Annotated in this window: 16 protein-coding genes; 11 read left to right on the forward strand and 5 right to left on the reverse strand. The window is 58.7% G+C overall.

Features of this window, described 5'->3' with window-relative positions; all coding sequences use genetic code 11:
• Positions 1-4: 4 nt before the first annotated feature.
• Positions 5-1,462, forward strand: coding sequence for an NADH-quinone oxidoreductase subunit NuoN (gene nuoN, locus L466_RS14215; protein ID WP_014170990.1), 1,458 nt, complete (start codon positions 5-7; stop codon positions 1,460-1,462).
• Positions 1,463-1,564: 102 nt separating this feature from the next.
• Here the strand turns inward: nuoN and L466_RS14210 are convergent, their stop codons facing one another.
• Positions 1,565-2,569 (reverse strand): chemotaxis protein, encoded by a 1,005-nt coding sequence (locus tag L466_RS14210; RefSeq protein WP_014170989.1) that lies wholly within the window; start codon positions 2,567-2,569, stop codon positions 1,565-1,567.
• 64 nt (positions 2,570-2,633) lie between these two features.
• Positions 2,634-3,551 (reverse strand): ribonuclease Z, encoded by a 918-nt coding sequence (gene rnz, locus L466_RS14205; RefSeq protein ID WP_032680557.1) that lies wholly within the window; start codon positions 3,549-3,551, stop codon positions 2,634-2,636.
• A gap of 70 nt (positions 3,552-3,621) precedes the next feature.
• Between rnz and L466_RS14200 the strand changes: the two genes are divergently transcribed.
• From L466_RS14200 to menE, 8 genes are all read left to right on the forward strand, one after another.
• Entirely contained in the window at positions 3,622-4,083 is a 462-nt protein-coding gene (locus L466_RS14200; protein ID WP_032680558.1) for a GNAT family N-acetyltransferase, read from the forward strand.
• Positions 4,084-4,136: 53 nt separating this feature from the next.
• Positions 4,137-4,442, forward strand: a complete 306-nt coding sequence (gene elaB / locus L466_RS14195) for a stress response protein ElaB (protein WP_032680559.1) — start codon at positions 4,137-4,139, stop codon at positions 4,440-4,442.
• Between the two features lie 95 nt (positions 4,443-4,537).
• A complete protein-coding gene (gene menF, locus L466_RS14190) occupies positions 4,538-5,833 on the forward strand; it encodes an isochorismate synthase MenF (protein WP_032680560.1) in 1,296 nt (431 codons plus the stop codon).
• Positions 5,834-5,921: 88 nt separating this feature from the next.
• Positions 5,922-7,592: a 2-succinyl-5-enolpyruvyl-6-hydroxy-3-cyclohexene-1-carboxylic-acid synthase gene (menD, locus tag L466_RS14185; protein ID WP_032680562.1), complete on the forward strand. Its 1,671-nt coding sequence runs from the start codon at positions 5,922-5,924 to the stop codon at positions 7,590-7,592.
• Entirely contained in the window at positions 7,589-8,365 is a 777-nt protein-coding gene (gene menH / locus L466_RS14180; protein ID WP_032680563.1) for a 2-succinyl-6-hydroxy-2,4-cyclohexadiene-1-carboxylate synthase, read from the forward strand. The genes menD and menH overlap by 4 nt, the downstream gene beginning before the upstream one ends.
• A complete protein-coding gene (menB, locus tag L466_RS14175; RefSeq protein WP_014170982.1) occupies positions 8,362-9,219 on the forward strand; it encodes a 1,4-dihydroxy-2-naphthoyl-CoA synthase in 858 nt (285 codons plus the stop codon). The genes menH and menB overlap by 4 nt, the downstream gene beginning before the upstream one ends.
• Positions 9,219-10,184, forward strand: coding sequence for an o-succinylbenzoate synthase (menC, locus tag L466_RS14170; RefSeq protein ID WP_032680564.1), 966 nt, complete (start codon positions 9,219-9,221; stop codon positions 10,182-10,184). The genes menB and menC overlap by 1 nt, the downstream gene beginning before the upstream one ends.
• Positions 10,181-11,542: an o-succinylbenzoate--CoA ligase gene (menE, locus tag L466_RS14165; RefSeq protein ID WP_032680565.1), complete on the forward strand. Its 1,362-nt coding sequence runs from the start codon at positions 10,181-10,183 to the stop codon at positions 11,540-11,542. The genes menC and menE overlap by 4 nt, the downstream gene beginning before the upstream one ends.
• On the opposite strand, the gene L466_RS14160 is transcribed toward menE, so the two are convergent.
• The 3 genes from L466_RS14160 to L466_RS14150 are packed head-to-tail and all read right to left on the reverse strand — an operon-like array spanning position 11,543 to position 14,492.
• Positions 11,543-13,057 (reverse strand): tripartite tricarboxylate transporter permease, encoded by a 1,515-nt coding sequence (locus L466_RS14160; protein WP_014170979.1) that lies wholly within the window; start codon positions 13,055-13,057, stop codon positions 11,543-11,545. It lies immediately after the preceding gene.
• Positions 13,058-13,068: 11 nt separating this feature from the next.
• Positions 13,069-13,500, reverse strand: a complete 432-nt coding sequence (locus L466_RS14155) for a tripartite tricarboxylate transporter TctB family protein (RefSeq protein WP_020883153.1) — start codon at positions 13,498-13,500, stop codon at positions 13,069-13,071.
• 11 nt (positions 13,501-13,511) lie between these two features.
• Complete coding sequence (locus L466_RS14150; RefSeq protein ID WP_014170977.1) at positions 13,512-14,492, reverse strand: Bug family tripartite tricarboxylate transporter substrate binding protein; 981 nt, start codon at positions 14,490-14,492, stop codon at positions 13,512-13,514.
• A gap of 150 nt (positions 14,493-14,642) precedes the next feature.
• Here L466_RS14150 and tctD point away from each other — a divergent pair, with 150 nt between their 5' ends.
• Entirely contained in the window at positions 14,643-15,317 is a 675-nt protein-coding gene (gene tctD / locus L466_RS14145; protein ID WP_014170976.1) for a transcriptional regulator TctD, read from the forward strand.
• Entirely contained in the window at positions 15,304-16,713 is a 1,410-nt protein-coding gene (locus tag L466_RS14140) for a sensor histidine kinase (RefSeq protein ID WP_020883155.1), read from the forward strand. Before tctD ends, L466_RS14140 begins: the two co-directional genes overlap by 14 nt.
• Positions 16,714-16,820 lie beyond the last annotated feature (107 nt).

The raw sequence follows: 16,820 nt of genomic DNA on the forward strand, positions 1-16,820 counted from the left end.
CGCCATGACAATAACTCCACAACAACTGATCGCGCTGCTACCGCTGCTGATCGTCGGATTGACGGTGGTGGTTGTGATGCTCTCCATTGCGTGGCGACGCAATCACTTCCTGAATGCCACGCTGTCGGTCATCGGTCTGAACGCCGCATTAGTCTCTCTCTGGTTTGTTGGCCAGGGCGGGGCGATGGACGTCACTCCACTGATGCGCGTTGACGGCTATGCCATGCTGTACTCGGGTCTGGTTCTGCTGGCGAGCCTGGCAACCTGTACGTTTGCGTACCCATGGCTGGAAGGCTACAACGACAACAAAGAAGAGTTTTACCTGCTGGTACTGATTGCCGCGCTGGGCGGTATTCTGCTGGCGAATGCGAACCATCTGGCTGCGCTGTTCCTCGGTATTGAGCTTATCTCTCTGCCGCTGTTCGGTCTGATTGGTTACGCTTTCCGTCAGAAACGTTCTCTGGAAGCGAGCATCAAGTACACCATTCTGTCTGCTGCCGCGTCGTCTTTCCTGCTGTTTGGTATCGCGCTGCTGTACGCACAGTCCGGAAACCTCTCTTTCATGGCGCTCGGCAAGAGCCTCGGCGACGGTATGCTGCACGAACCGCTGCTGCTGGCGGGTCTGGGCATGATGATTGTTGGCCTTGGCTTTAAGCTCTCTCTGGTTCCGTTCCACCTGTGGACGCCAGACGTCTACCAGGGCGCGCCTGCTCCAGTCTCAACCTTCCTGGCGACGGCGAGCAAAATCGCTATCTTCGGGGTGGTGATGCGTCTGTTCCTGTATGCGCCGGTGGGTGACAGTGAAGCGGTTCGCGTGGTGCTGGGCATCATCGCGTTTGCTTCCATCATCTTCGGTAACCTGATGGCGCTGAGCCAGACCAATATTAAACGTCTGCTGGGCTACTCATCTATCTCCCATCTGGGCTACCTGATGGTGGCACTGATTGCGCTGCAGAGCGGTGAGATGTCGATGGAGACCGTCGGTGTTTACCTGGCCGGTTACCTGTTCAGCAGCCTCGGCGCGTTCGGCGTGGTGAGCCTGATGTCCAGCCCGTACCGTGGTCCGGATGCAGATTCCCTGTTCTCCTACCGTGGTCTGTTCTGGCACCGTCCGATTCTGTCCGCCGTTATGACCGTAATGATGCTCTCTCTGGCGGGTATTCCGATGACGCTGGGCTTTATCGGTAAGTTCTACGTGCTGGCAGTGGGTGTGCAGGCACACCTGTGGTGGCTGACGGCGGGCGTGGTTATCGGCTCTGCAATCGGTCTCTACTACTACCTGCGTGTGGCCGTGAGTCTGTATCTGAGTGCACCTCAGCAGCTGAACCGCGATGCGCCGCGTAACTGGCAGTACAGCGCCGGTGGTATCGTGGTACTGATCTCCGCGCTGCTGGTACTGATCTTCGGTATCTATCCACAGCCGCTGATCACCATCGTGCAGCACGCGATGCCGCTGATGTAATCACGTTGCTGTTTGACCGCAGTGAATAAAAAAACCCGCCTCGGCGGGTTTTTTGTTGGCTTGCGCCCTTGCTCTGTCGGGAAGGCGTGAGCCTGCTGAAAGTTAAGCCAGCTGTTTACGGCTAATCAGCGGACCGTCAATCTTCTTCATTGACCGATCCAGAACTTCTTCAATGACTGACGACAGTTCATTGAGTTCAAACTTTGCCACGTAACCGTCGGCTTTCACCTTGCGAATATGATCTTCGTTAGCATTGCCGGAGAGGGAAGAGTGGATCACCACCGGAATATCTTTCAACAGCGGGTCGGTTTTGATTTTACGCGTCAGAGTAAAGCCGTCCATCTCCGGCATTTCCAGGTCGGTCAGCACCAGTGCAATCTTATCGGTAATCGGCACACCTTCAGCCTGAGCCTGCGCCGCCAGCACGCTAATTTTCTCCCATGCGTCTTTGCCGGTGATATGCAGCTGCGCCGGGATCTCCATCGCCTGCAGACCTTTTTCCAGCATCGAGCGTGCCACTTTAGAGTCTTCGGCGACAATCGCGACGGCACCGGGCTTGATGTGGAATTTCGTGGTCTTCAGATCCGTGGCATGCAGGTCGTGGTTGGCCGGGGTGATGTCATACAGGATCTGCTCAACGTCGAGCACCATCGCCAGCTCATTGGTATCGGTCTTCTCATCCAGACAAGCGATACTGGTGATGTACCGCCCGCTGACGGCAGTTTCCGCCGCGTGCACCTGCTTCCAGTCAAGACGCATGATGTTCTCAACGGATTCCACCGCAAAAGCCTGCACGCTGCGGGCATATTCCGTGATCAGCAGGATGTTCAGCCCGGTGGTTGGCTTACAGCCCGCCACGGCAGCCAGGTCGATTACCGGGATAACCTGATCGCGAATATTCACCATGCCCATCAGCGGTGATTTCATCCCGGCGGGTTTCGTGAACTCTGGCATCGGCACAATTTCACGCAGCTTAAAGACGTTAATGCCAAACAGCTCGGATTTATTTGCGTTCAGAGAGGTGCCAAGACGGAACAGCAACAGTTCAAAACGGTTCGACAGGGTGAGATTCGCCCTGTCATCAATATCTTTCTGGAAATTATCCATTCTACCCTCGAGAGAAATGCTGACCTTTTAATCGTTATCGGCACTCTGAGAGAAAAATGAAGGACTAAACGCTGACCTTAGCGAAATCTTCGGCCAGCTCACATTCCTGGAACCGTTCACGGCACTCTGCCAGCAGGCGTTCACAGCCCCGGGCATCGTAGCGCGAGCTGACATGGGTGACGATCAGTTTCCCGACGCCCGCGTCATGCGCAAGCTGCGCCGCCTGGTGCGTAGAGCTATGGCCCCGGCTGTTGGCTTTCTCTTCCATCGCCGCCTCGAGGGTGGCTTCATGCACCATGAGATCCACACCCTGTGCCAGCAGCAACGCCGCCGGGCACGGGGCCGTGTCGCCAAAAATCGCCAGTTTTTTCCCGGGCTGCGGGGCGGCGAGGTAATCCTGCCCGTTGATGACGCGCCCGTCTTCCAGCGTCACGGTTTCGCCCTGCTTCAGGCGCTGGAACAGCGGCCCGGGTTTTATTCCGTCGGCCAGTAACGCCGACGCATTGAGCGCGCCGGGTTTATCCTGCTCCTCAATGCGATAACCATAGCACTCCACCGGATGGCTCAGGGGTTGGGCTGTCACCCGATAAACCCCGTCATCCAGCACCAGACCGGCGGTTATCTCCACCACCTCCAGGGGATAATCTGTCCATGAGCCGCTCAGGCGCAGCGTGGTGTCGACAAATTCCCGAATACCCGCAGGCCCGTAAATCGTCAGCGGGTTGGCATTGCCCGCCATTGAGCGGCTGCACAGCAGGCCAGGCAGGCCAAACAGATGGTCGCCATGCAGATGGGTAATGAAAATGTTATCCAGTTTGCCGGGATGATACGGGGTATGTAACAGCTGATGCTGCGTCCCTTCACCGCAGTCAAAAAGCCATAATCCACCCCGCGTCGGGTGCTGCAAATCCAGCAGAATCGCGGTCACATTTCGTGATCGGGTTGGCACTCCAGCGGACGTACCGAGAAAAATCAGTTCCATAACGTAATCAGCCCTTTGCCGAACGGGGAGGGGTTTAGTATAACGTGATGAACCCAGGAAGGAGACTGACATGATTCAGTGGCAAGATTTACACCATAGTGAGCTCACGGTAACGTCACTTTACGCGCTGCTTAAACTGCGTTGCGAAGTGTTTGTTGTTGAACAAACCTGCCCGTATCAGGATATCGATGGCGATGATCTTATTGGCGAGAATCGCCATATTCTTGGCTGGCGGGACAACACGCTGGTGGCGTATGCGAGGATTCTGAAAAGCGAAGACGATTTTGAGCCTGTCGTGATTGGTCGCGTGATTATCAGCGGCAACGCGCGTGGTGAAAAACTGGGCTATCAGCTGATGGAAAAAACGCTGGAAGCGTGCCAAAAACAGTGGCCGGACAAGGCGTTATATCTGGGCGCGCAGGCGCACCTGCAACCGTTCTATGGGCATTTTGGGTTTACCCCCGTGACGGACGTGTACGATGAGGACGGTATTCCACACATCGGCATGGCGCGGGAAGCGAAACAGGCGTAATGGCGAGTCGTTGGCTATAGTTAGCGGACTGGTGTACTAACATGGAGAAAAATATGTCATTTCAATCCTGGGATACCCGTATCGATGACGACCTGGCCTTGCTGAGCGAAACGCTGGAAGAGGTGTTACGTTCGTCGGGCGACCCTGCCGATCAGAAATATATTGAGCTGAAAGCCCGTGCCGAAAAAGCGCTGGATGCTGTTAAAAATCGCGTCAGCCATGCTTCGGACAATTACTACTACCGCGCGAAAAAGGCGGTATACCGTGCCGATGATTACGTCCATGAAAAACCATGGCAAGGCATCGGGGTAGGGGCAGCTGTCGGACTGGTGCTGGGGCTGCTTTTAGCCCGACGTTAACGTTCCTTATACGGTTAACCACTCCCTATACGTGGGTACTGCTATTTATGGTCAGTACCCCGTATAATATGCGGTTTTAACAGGGAGAGGTTCGCGTGAATTCGATTTCCACCGCGCTGGAGCATCTGCGTAGCCAGCTTACGCAAGCGTTACCCACTGCACCCGGTTTACATCACTTCGACGTCTCTTTCCCGTTAAACGACGCCTTCGATCCCCTGGCCTGGCTGGGTGTTCAGCATTGCTATCCTCAGTTTTACTGGCAACAGCGTAACGGTGATGAAGAACTTGCTGCGCTTGGTGCCGTCGCGCATTTCTCCTCTCTGGCATGTGCCTCACAGTTTTTGCAGGCGCATGATGCGGCCCGCGACACGCGTATCTGCGGCCTGAATGCGTTTAATCCCGAGCAGGGCAGTCTGTTTTTACCGCGTCTGCTGTGGCGACGTACCGCCGGACAGGCCACGTTACGCCTGCAGCTGTGGAGCGACAGTTCACTTCACGATGATGCCCGCGCCGCGCTGGATTTTCTCCAGCAGCTCGGTGAGGCGAGACCCATTCGTCCGTTGTCCGTTGAGGTTGTGCAGGAAAAGCATCATCCGGAACAACCCGAATGGCTGCGCCTTATCCGCAAGGCAACCCAGACCATCGCACGCGGTGATTTTGAAAAGGTGGTGCTCGCCCGGGCAACCGACCTGCAGTTTAAGCACTCTGTTAACCCCGTCGCACTGATGGCTGCCAGCCGCGCCCTGAACCTGAACTGCTACCATTTCTGCATGGTGTTCGATGCCAGCAACGCGTTTCTCGGCTCGACCCCCGAGCGCCTGTGGCGCAGACGCGGCAAGCTGCTGCGCACGGAAGCGCTGGCAGGCACCGTCGCCAGCCATACCGATGATAAACAGGCTGAACGGCTGGGCGACTGGCTGATGAACGACGACAAAAATCAGCGAGAAAATATGCTGGTGGTGGAAGATATTTGCCAGCGGCTCCAGCACCATACCCAGACGCTGGAGGTGCTGCCCGCCCAGGTTGTACGGCTGCGTAAAGTACAGCATCTGCGTCGCTGTATCTGGACCGAGCTCAAACACGCTGACGATGCACAATGCCTGCATGTTCTGCAGCCCACGGCGGCCGTCGCCGGCCTGCCGCGTCAGGCGGCGCGCGACTTTATCTACCACAACGAGCCGTTCGACCGCGAGTGGTACGCAGGTTCTGCCGGGTATTTATCCCCTGAACAAAGCGAGTTCTGCGTGGCGTTGCGTTCTGCCCGTGTTTACGAAGACGCCCTGCGGCTGTACGCCGGGGCAGGAATTGTCAGCGGCTCTGACCCGGAGCAGGAGTGGCAGGAGATAGAAAACAAAGCAGCCGGACTGCGCTCTCTGCTCCTAAGGGATTAAGACTGATTCGCGCAATCCCGATTCATATCAAAATTCCAATTTTTTCTATTATTTATACTGTGTCGCATTCTTGATACCGGACAATCTCATGTCAGTAAGTTCTTTTAACCGACGCTGGGCGGCGGTGATCCTTGAAGCCCTGACTCGCCATGGCGTCAGGCACGTGTGTATTGCACCGGGTTCTCGTTCAACCCCGCTGACGCTGGCGGCCGCTGAAAACCGGGCATTTATTCACCACACTCATTTTGATGAACGCGGGCTTGGCCATCTGGCGCTGGGGCTGGCGAAAGTCAGCAACGAGCCTGTGGCGGTGATTGTGACCTCCGGTACCGCGGTGGCAAACCTCTATCCGGCGCTGATCGAAGCCGGATTAACCGGGGAGAAACTGATCCTGCTGACCGCGGATCGTCCCCCCGAGCTTATCGACTGTGGCGCCAACCAGGCCATTCGTCAGCCGGGCATCTTTGCCTCGCACCCTTCACAGGCAATCGCGCTACCGCGTCCTACTCAGGATATTCCGGCAAGCTGGCTGGTCTCGACAATCGATCATGCCATCGGGACACTGCGCAGCGGGGCGCTGCATATTAACTGTCCGTTTGCCGAACCGCTGTATGGCGAAATGGATGACACCGGTCTTGAATGGCAGCGCACCCTGGGGGAATGGTGGCAAAGTGAAAAGCCGTGGCTGCGTGCACAACCGCATCCTGAAAGCGCCAGACAACGTGACTGGTTCTTCTGGCGGCAGAAGCGTGGCGTGGTGGTTGCCGGGCGCATGAGCGCCGCGCAAGGCAAGCTGGTTGCGGAATGGGCGCAAACCCTTGGCTGGCCGCTGATTGGCGACGTGCTTTCCCAGACCGGTCAGCCGCTGCCGTGTGCCGATCTCTGGCTGGGGAATGCGAAGGCGGTCACCGAGCTTGCGCAGGCGCAGATTATTGTCCAGCTCGGCTCAAGCCTGACCGGCAAACGGTTACTGCAGTGGCAGGCTACCTGTGATCCAGAAGAGTACTGGCTGGTGGACTCGCTGGAAGGGCGGCTCGACCCGGCACACCATCGTGGTCGTCGTCTGGTCAGTGAGATTGATGCCTGGCTTGCGCTCCATCCAGCTGAAAAACGCAAGCCCTGGGCCGTTGCGATCCCGGCGCTTTCGGAACAGGCCTGGGCGTTAACCCAGGCGAGCTGCGAAACGTTCAGTGAGGCCGGGCTGGCACACCGTATTCGTCAGTATCTGCCCGAGCAGGGGCAGCTGTTTGTCGGCAACAGCCTGGTGGTTCGCCTGATAGATGCCTTTTCAAAGCTGCCAGCCGGTTACCCGGTCTACAGTAACCGGGGGGCCAGCGGCATTGACGGGTTGATCTCCACGGCGGCGGGCGTACAGCGTGCCAGCGCGAAGTCTACGCTGGCGATCGTTGGCGATCTCTCCGCGCTGTACGACCTCAATGCCCTGGCGCTGCTGCGTCAGGTTTCGGCACCGTTTGTGCTGATTGTGGTTAACAACAACGGTGGACAGATTTTCTCCCTGCTGCCCACCCCGCAGAGCGAACGTGAGCGTTTCTATCTGATGCCGCAGAACGTGCAGTTTGAACACGCCGCGGCAATGTTCAGCCTGAAATACCATCGCCCGGAAAGCTGGGAAGCGCTTGATGCGGCCCTGAGCAGCGCCTGGCGACAGCCCGGTGCGACGCTGATCGAACTGGTGGTGAACGATGCTGACGGCGCGCAGAAACTGCAAAGCCTGCTGGCCCAGGTAAGCCACCTGTGATCCTCGCGGGCGTGCAGCAGGCTGGAAAGCCAGGTTATCCCTGGCTGGTCTTTTTGCACGGTTTTTCCGGGGATTGCCGCGAGTGGCAGACGGTCGGGGCGGCGCTGGGCGATTACCCGCGGCTGTATCTCGACCTGCCGGGGCACGGTGGTTCCGGCAATACTGGCGTGACCGGGTTCGAGGAGATGAGCGATTTGCTGACCCGAACCCTGCTTAGTTACAACATACTGAATTTCTGGCTGGTGGGGTACTCCCTCGGCGGCCGCATTGCGATGTTCCATGCCTGCCAGCAGCCAGAGGGGCTGAAGGGCATTATTGTGGAAGGCGGCCATCCCGGGCTACAGGATGCCGGTGAGCGGAGTGCGCGGCTGGCATCCGATCGCCGCTGGGCGCGGCGCTTTCGCACCGAATCGCTCGACGTGGTTTTCACCGACTGGTACCGACAACCCGTATTTGCTTCCCTGACGGACGTTCAGCGGCAGGCGCTTATTCGCCTGCGTAGCCAGAACAATGGCGCGAATCTGGCGATGATGCTCGAGGCCACCTCGCTGGCCGTGCAGCCTGATTTGCGTCCGGCACTGAGCGCCTGCAACGTCGCTTTTGATTATTTATATGGTGAACGTGATGAGAAGTTCAAAGCCCTTGCGGCTGAACTGCACGCCGTACGCCATGCGATTCCCCATGCCGGACACAACGCCCACCGGGAAAACCCCGCTGCGGTTGCTGCGAGTCTGGCTCAGATACTGCGTCTTCGAATAAAGGACTCTCTATGATCTATCCTGATGAACACATGCTCTATGCGCCGGTTGAATGGCAAGACTGCTCCGAAGGTTACTCCGACATTCGTTACCACAAATCCGCAGACGGCATTGCCAAAATCACCATCAACCGCCCGCAGGTGCGTAACGCGTTCCGTCCGCTGACCGTCAAAGAGATGATTCAGGCGCTGGCAGACGCGCGCTATGACGACAACATCGGTGTTATCGTCCTGACCGGCGAAGGTGAAAAAGCATTCTGTGCCGGTGGCGATCAGAAAGTGCGCGGCGATTACGGCGGATACCAGGATGACTCTGGCGTTCACCACCTGAACGTGCTCGATTTCCAGCGCCAGATCCGCACCTGTCCAAAACCGGTGGTGGCGATGGTGGCAGGCTACTCCATCGGCGGCGGCCATGTGCTTCACATGATGTGTGACCTGACCATTGCCGCAGAGAACGCCATCTTTGGCCAGACGGGCCCGAAAGTGGGGTCGTTCGATGGTGGCTGGGGGGCTTCCTACATGGCTCGCATTGTCGGTCAGAAAAAAGCCCGCGAAATCTGGTTCCTGTGCCGTCAGTACACTGCTCAGGAAGCGCTGGATATGGGCCTGGTGAACACCGTGGTGCCAATTGCCGACCTCGAGAAAGAGACCGTGCGCTGGTGTCGTGAAATGCTGCAAAACAGCCCAATGGCGCTGCGCTGCCTGAAAGCGGCCCTGAATGCCGACTGTGACGGTCAGGCAGGTCTGCAGGAGCTGGCAGGTAACGCCACCATGCTGTTCTACATGACCGAAGAAGGGCAGGAAGGTCGCAACGCCTTTAACGAAAAACGCCAGCCTGACTTCAGCAAATATAAACGGAATCCGTAATGCGTCGCGCGCAGGTTTACCGCTGGCAGATACCGATGGACGCGGGCGTGGTGCTGCGTGAACGGCGGTTAAAAACCCGTGATGGCATGCTGGTGCATCTGCAGCAGGGGGAGCAGGAAGGCTGGGGCGAGATTTCGCCGCTGCCGGGTTTTAGCCTTGAATCGCTGGATGACGCGCAGGCGGTATTGCTGGCGTGGGCCAGTGAGTGGCGTGAGGGCGCGAACCCGGCGTTGCCGGAGGTGCCTTCCGCGGCTTTTGGTATTAGCTGCGCGCTGGCGGAGCTGGACGGTAGCTTGCCTGCAGAGGCTAATTACCGCGCGGCACCGCTCTGTACGGGCGATCCGGATGAACTGTTTGCGCTGCTCGCCGCCATGCCGGGCGAGAAAGTGGCGAAAATCAAAGTCGGTCTCTATGAAGCGGTGCGCGATGGGATGGTCGCTAACCTCTTACTGGAAGCATTGCCCGACCTGCATCTGCGTCTGGATGCTAACCGCGCCTGGACGCCGCTGAAGGCGCAGCAGTTCGCGAAGTACGTAAACCCGGCGTACCGCAGTCGCATCGCGTTTCTGGAAGAGCCGTGTAAAACCCGCGACGATTCCCGGGCGTTTGCCCGTGAAACCGGCATTGCCATCGCGTGGGATGAAAGCCTGCGTGAAGACGGCTTTGCGTTTGTCGCCGAACCGGGTGTCCGCGCGGCGGTCATTAAACCGACGTTGACCGGCAGCCTTGCTAAGGTACGTGAGCAGGTCGCGGCGGCCCATGCCGCCGGGCTGACGGCGGTCATTAGCTCTTCGATTGAGTCCAGCCTGGGGCTAACCCAACTGGCGCGCATTGCCGCCTGGTTAACGCCAGACACTGTCCCCGGTCTCGATACGCTGAACCTGATGCAAAATCAGCTTATCCGACCGTGGCCAGACAGCACGCTGCCGCTCCTTGACGTTGAGGGGCTGGAGCCGTTGCTATGAGTTTTACCGACTGGCCGTGGCGACACTGGTGCGCGCAGTATGCTGATAAACCGGCCCTGAGGCTGAACGATGAGACGCTCAGCTGGCAACAGCTGTGTGCGCGCATCGACAGACTGGCCGCGGGCTTTCAGCTGCAGGGTGTGCAGGAGGGCGACGGCGTACTGCTGCTGGCGCATAATCACCCGCAAACCCTGATGGCGTGGCTGGCATTGCTTCAGTGCGGGGCACGTATTCTTCCCGTTAACCCGCAGCTGCCGCATCCGCTGCTGGACGTGTTGCTCCCGCAGATGACGCTGCGCTTTGCCCTGGTGCTGGACGGCGTCTACGACGGGCTGGTGGCACTCAGTATGCGCGAGGCGCCGGGCGGGTGTCGCGTGGCGTGGCAACCGTCGCGGCTGGCTTCCATGACGCTGACATCCGGTTCAACCGGTTTACCCAAGGCGGCGGTCCATACCTGTGCCGCCCATCTTGCCAGTGCGCGCGGCGTGCTTTCGCTGATGCCCTACGGCGATGAAGACGACTGGCTGCTCTCCCTGCCGCTGTTTCATGTCTCCGGGCAGGGGATTTTGTGGCGCTGGCTGCAGGCTGGCGCGCGCTTAACCGTCCGCGAGAAGCAGCCGCTGGCGCAGGCCCTGCAGGGCTGTACGCATGCCTCACTGGTACCGACGCAGCTCTGGCGTCTGCTTAATGCACACCAGCCTGTCGCGCTGAAAGCCGTACTGCTTGGCGGGGCCGCGATCCCCGTTGACCTGACTCAGCAGGCGAGCCAGCGGGGGATCCGCACTTTCTGTGGCTACGGTCTGACGGAGTTTGCCTCAACGGTTTGTGCCAAAGAGGCAGACGGTGAACCGGACGTCGGCGCTGCGTTGCCGGGCAGAGAGGTGCGGGTGGTTGACGGTGAAGTGTGGATCAAAGCGCAAAGTATGGCCGCAGGTTACTGGCGGGACGGTGCATTGATTCCGCTGACCAATGCTCAGGGCTGGTTTGCCACCCGCGATCGCGGGGAATGGCATGACGGGCGCCTGACGATCCTTGGCCGAATGGACAACCTCTTTTTCAGCGGGGGCGAAGGGATCCAGCCGGAAAGCCTTGAGCGGGTTATTGCCCGCCATCCGCAGATAAACCAGGCGTTTATCGTCCCACTCGATGACGCCGAGTTCGGTCAGCGTCCGGTGGCGGTGGTGGAGTGTGAACCGGGAACCGATATCACCGGCTTCCCGGCGTGGGTACAGGGTAAACTGGCGCGCTTTGAGCAGCCAGTGCACTGGCTGATGCTGCCGGCAGAGCTTAAAAATGGCGGGATTAAGATCTCCCGCCAGGCATTAAAACAGTGGGTCGCCCGTCTGTTGAAAGGATAATCAACCGATATCCGGTGCCGGTTTGCGCTGGCGGCGACGCAGCAGACGCAATACCGGCGGAACCACAATCACCAGAATGGCCATCGCTAACAGCACCTTCGTCACGCTGCTGTCCCACAGAATAGACATATTGCCGTTGCTGATGGACAAGGCGCGGCGCAGGTTCTGCTCCAGCATCTCTCCCAGCACAAAGCCTAAAATCAGCGGCGACATCGGGAAGTGCATCTTACGCAGGATGTAGCCCAGTACGCCAAGCAGCACCATTAGCACCAGATCGAAAGTGGTGCTGTGTACCGCATACACCCCCACCGCAGAGACGGCCGCGATAGCCGGCACCAGGAACCACAGGGGAATTGTCAGCATCCGGGTGAACAGACCAATCAGCGGAATGTTCATGACCAGCAGCATCACGTTGGCGATCAGCAGCGCTGCAATCAGCCCCCAGACAATATCCGGCTGCTCGGTAAACATGGCCGGTCCTGGCGTAATGTTATAGAGCGTCAGCGCGCCCATCATCACCGCCGTGGTGCCCGAGCCCGGCACGCCAAGGGTCAGCATCGGGATAAACGAACCGCAGGCCGAGGCGTTATTCGCAGCCTCTGGTGCCGCTACCCCGCGAATGTCGCCCTTGCCGAAGCTGTCACTGTTGCCGCTGAGCTTTTTCTCGGTCATGTAAGTGATGGCGCTGGCGATGGTGGCCCCGGCCCCTGGCAGAATGCCGACGAAGAAGCCAATCACCGACGAACGCAGCGTCGCGCCGATACACTGTGCGCCCTCTTTGGCACTGAAAAGCATGCGGCCCGTTTTACGCACCAGCGTCTGTCCGCTGCTGGTATGCTCCAGCATCAATAAAATTTCAGAGACCGAGAACAGGCCAATCACGACCACGATAAACTGCACGCCGTCGGAAAGGTGCACGCTGTCAAAGGTAAAGCGATAAACCCCGGTGTTGGCATCCACGCCGACGGTGGCTAACCCTAAGCCAATCAGCGCGGACAAAAACGATTTCAGCGGATTCTGCGCCATCATGCTGCCGAGACAGGCGATGGCAAAGACCATCAGCGCAAAATACTCTGCCGGACCAAACGCCAGCGACCACTGGGCCAGCGCAGGGGCAAACAGAATGATACCGCCGATGGCAATCAGCGAACCACAAAACGAACTGACTGCGGAGATGGACAGCGCCACGCCACCGCGACCCTGCCGTGCCATCGGGTAGCCATCCAGCGCGGTCATAATGGCCGCCGCATCGCCGGGCACGTTCAGCAGGATGGAGGAAATTCGCCCGCCATATTCACAGCCGATATACACCGTCGCCAGCAGGATCAGCGCCGATTCCGCAGGCAGATGCAGGGCAAACGCCAGCGGGAGTAAAATGGCAACGCCGTTAATCGGCCCAAGGCCGGGCAGCAGACCCACAATGGTCCCGACAAAGCAGCCGATCAGGGCTATCACCAGGTTTTCCGGGGTCATCGCCACGGCGAACCCCTGCGAGAGATAAATCCAGGTATCCATAGCGTGCTCCGTTAATTAAACCATGCGCCGAGCGGTAAGGTCACATCCAGCAGGCGGTCAAAGGCAAACCACAGCAAGATCCCCATTACCGCGCCGGAAATCCCCGCCGCCGGGAGGGTGGCGTTAAACAGCATGCCGATCACCATCGTCAGGATGGCGGTTGCCACCGGAAAGCCGAGCCACTCAAAACCCCAGGCGTACATCAGCAGAACGATGACCATCACCAGCAGACGCTGCAGAATACGGCGCGGTGGCCACTCTACGGTATCCGGATGACGGAGCAGCAGGGCCACCGAGCAGAGCAGCATCAGTCCAACAATGCCCATCGGGAAGGGGCGCGGCCCCACCGGTTCATAGCTGTATTCGCTGTGGATCTGCCAGGCGACGAACATCCCACCGACGCAGAGCAGCAGCCAAATCCCGGCAAAAATACGATCGCTCATACCGCCTCCGGTTATTTGGCAAGACCAAAGGCTTTCGCCTGTTCGCGATAGTCATTGACCTGTTTTTTGACGTACTCATCCAGCGGTTTGCCGCTCAGGTTGAACTCAAACAGCCCGCGCAGATCGCGCTGCTTTTTAAACGCTTCGGTCTGCTGGAGTTTATTGAAGGTTTCGACCCACCACTGATATTCGGCATCGGTCACTTTTGGCCCGACGAAGAAACCGCGGATAATCGGCCAGACCAGGTCATAACCCTGTTCTTTTGCGGTAGGGACGTTCGCCAGTTGGCCCGGCAGGCGGTTCTCAGAGAAGACCGCCAGCACGCGGATTTTATCGCCGTTCAGGTAGGGCACCATTTCACTGAGATCGCCGGATACCGCCTGAACGTGATTTCCCATCAGCGCCGTCACCGGTTCGCCGCCCCCTTCAAACGCCACGTAGCGCATCTTGTGAGGATCAACCTTCGCCTGCTGTGCCAGCAGGGCGGCTTTCATCCAGTCCTGGCTGCCGATGGAGGCACCGGCACCAATCACCACGCTGTTCGGATCTTTTTCCATGGCGGTCAGCAGGTCTTTCAGGGATTTCCAGGGTGAATCCGCGCGCACGGCAATCATGCCGTAGTCGGTACCGACGGTTGCCAGCCAGCGCACGTCATCCACGCCGTAGCGGCCAAACTTCCCCTGAGACAAGTTCAATAGCGAGCCACCGGAGAAAGCCACCACCGTGCCGGCTTCCGCAGGGCGTTGCGCGACAATCGCATTGTACGCAACGGCACCCACACCGCCGGGCATATAGGTCACGCGCATGGGTTTTGCGATAGCGCCGGTCTCCAGCATGCTGACCTGAATGAGTTTGCAGGTGAGATCGAAACCGCCGCCGGGTTTCGCCGGCGCGATGCACTCGGTGCGGGACGGGGCATCCTGCGCCTGAACGACAGAGGCACTTATCATCAATACGCTTGCAGCAAGAGTCGAAAGTAGTTGTTTTTTCATCGTTTATCCTCACGCCGGAGTTCCGGGAGTACGGGTACGGGTCTTTTTTCTGATTATGTGAACCACCTTGTAGCGGTTCCGTTGCGTGATTGTTAAAACAATAACCTTTCATTTCCCTTTCAATGCGACACCAACTTTACAGGATGTGATATGCGTCTCTTACTCGCGGAAGATAATCGTGAGCTGGCTCACTGGCTGGAGAAAGCGCTGGTGCAGGAGGGCTTTGCCGTGGACTGCGTTTCTGACGGGCGCGCCGCCGACCATCTGCTGCAGGGAGAAAGCTATGCGGTTGCCATCCTGGACATCGGAATGCCCGGCTTTGACGGTCTGGAGGTCGTGCATCGTCTGCGTAAACGCGGTCAGACGCTGCCCGTCCTGTTTCTCACCGCGCGCAGCAACGTGGCGGACCGGGTGAAAGGGCTCAACGCCGGGGCGGATGATTATCTGCCGAAACCGTTTGAGCTGGAGGAGCTTGACGCGCGGCTGCGCGCCCTGTTGCGCAGAAGCGAAGGGCGAACGCAGGAGCGTCAGCGCCTTGGGGAGCTGGAATATGACGACGAAGGCTTTTTCCTGCTGCGCGACGAGCCTCTGTCGCTCACGCCGCGTGAACTGTCGCTACTGAAGGTGTTGATGCATCGCCGGACCCGGCCCGTTTCCCGACAGCAGCTGTTCGATCAGGTGTTTAGCCTGAATGACGACGTTAGCCCGGAGAGTATCGATCTCTATATTCATCGTCTGCGCAAAAAGCTCAGCGGTAGCGGCGTGAGGGTTACCACCCTTCGCGGACTGGGTTATGTGCTGGAGTGCGGCGATGAGGTGGGTTAAGCCGCAGTCGCTTTACCTGCAACTGCTGCTGTTTCTTGGGCTTCCGTTGCTGTTGCTGTGGGGGTTGTCGGCATTTAACAGCTATGTCAGCGCATTGCAGGCGGCCACGCAGGCTTACGACCGCACGCTGTTATCCTCTGCCCGAACAATATCGGAGCGGCTGGAGGTTCACGACGGCAGGCTGGGCGTGAATGTACCCTGGGTGGTGCTCGACAGCTTTGAACTCAATATGAACGACCGGCTCTATTATAAAGTGGTCGATCCCGACGGGCGGGTGATCTCCGGCTATGACGATCTCCCCCGGATGCCCCCGGCAACATCCCGTACCACGCTCTATCCGGCGCTGGCCTGGTTTTATCACACCGAATACCGCGGGCAGGCGATCCGTGTCGCGCGTCTGCTGCAGCCCGTCAATGAAGGGAATATCGTCGGCATGGCGGAGATTTATGTCGCGGAGACGCTCCAGTCCCGCCGCTATCTCGCCAGTCAGTTGCTCTTTTCATCATGGGTCTCTCAGGGATTGCTGGTGCTGCTGACCCTGGTATTGACCGCGTGGTTGTTGCGTCGCGTACTGCGCCCAATGCGCCAGCTCTCTTCGCTGATGGTGCGCCGTGATCCTGGCCTGCTCGCGCCGCTGCCGGAGTTGTTGCCCTGGTCTGAGACCCGGCTGCTGATTGTGGCGTTCAACCGCTATATCGACAGGCTGCGCGGCGTGCTGTCGCGTCAGGAACGCTTCAACGCGGATGCCTCGCATCAGCTCAAAACCCCGCTGGCGGTGCTGAAAACCCAGGTCTCCGTTGCCCTGACGCGTCAGGATCCCGCCCTCTGGCAGGAGAGCCTGCGGGCAATGAATGCGACCCTGGATGACACCATTGTACTGACCGAACGGCTGCTGCAGCTTTCCGCGGTGAAGCGTAAGGAGCAGGGGGAGGGCCAGTTTGCGCCGGTGGATTTGGTTCAGGTGGTGCAAAACTGCTGCTTCTCACGGCTGGCGCAGGCGCGCAGTAAAGCGATTGACCTGGGCTATGACGGTCTGCAGCAGCCGGTCATGATCGAAGGCGATGACGTGCTGCTGGGGGAGTTGTGCGCCAACCTGCTGGAGAATGCGATCAAATATACCCCTGCAGAAGGGACAGTGACCGTGTTCCTGCGAACAGACCAGGGCGCCGTTGAGCTGAGCGTGGAGGACAGTGGTCCGGGCATCGAAGAGGACCAGATCCAGCAGGCGATGCTGCCTTTCCACCGGCTGGATAACGTCGGAGATGCCGCCGGGTCAGGGATCGGGCTGGCGCTGGCCGCTGATATTGCCCGTCTGCACAGAAGTCCTTTGCAGCTGACGCGCAGCGAAACGCTGGGTGGCCTGAGCGTTAAAATGCGTTTTCTGCTGCTCACGTAAAAAAACACCGGGTATCAAATCGTTACAAACTACTTGTCTGCCGCACGCAGAGTGCTTGATCCCCGGGCGACTCAGGTTAAAATCTCGCGGTTTTGGGACTTCTCTAT

The sequence above is a fragment of the Enterobacter sp. BIDMC 30 genome, from assembly GCF_000534355.1.
GTDB lineage: Bacteria > Pseudomonadota > Gammaproteobacteria > Enterobacterales > Enterobacteriaceae > Enterobacter > Enterobacter ludwigii.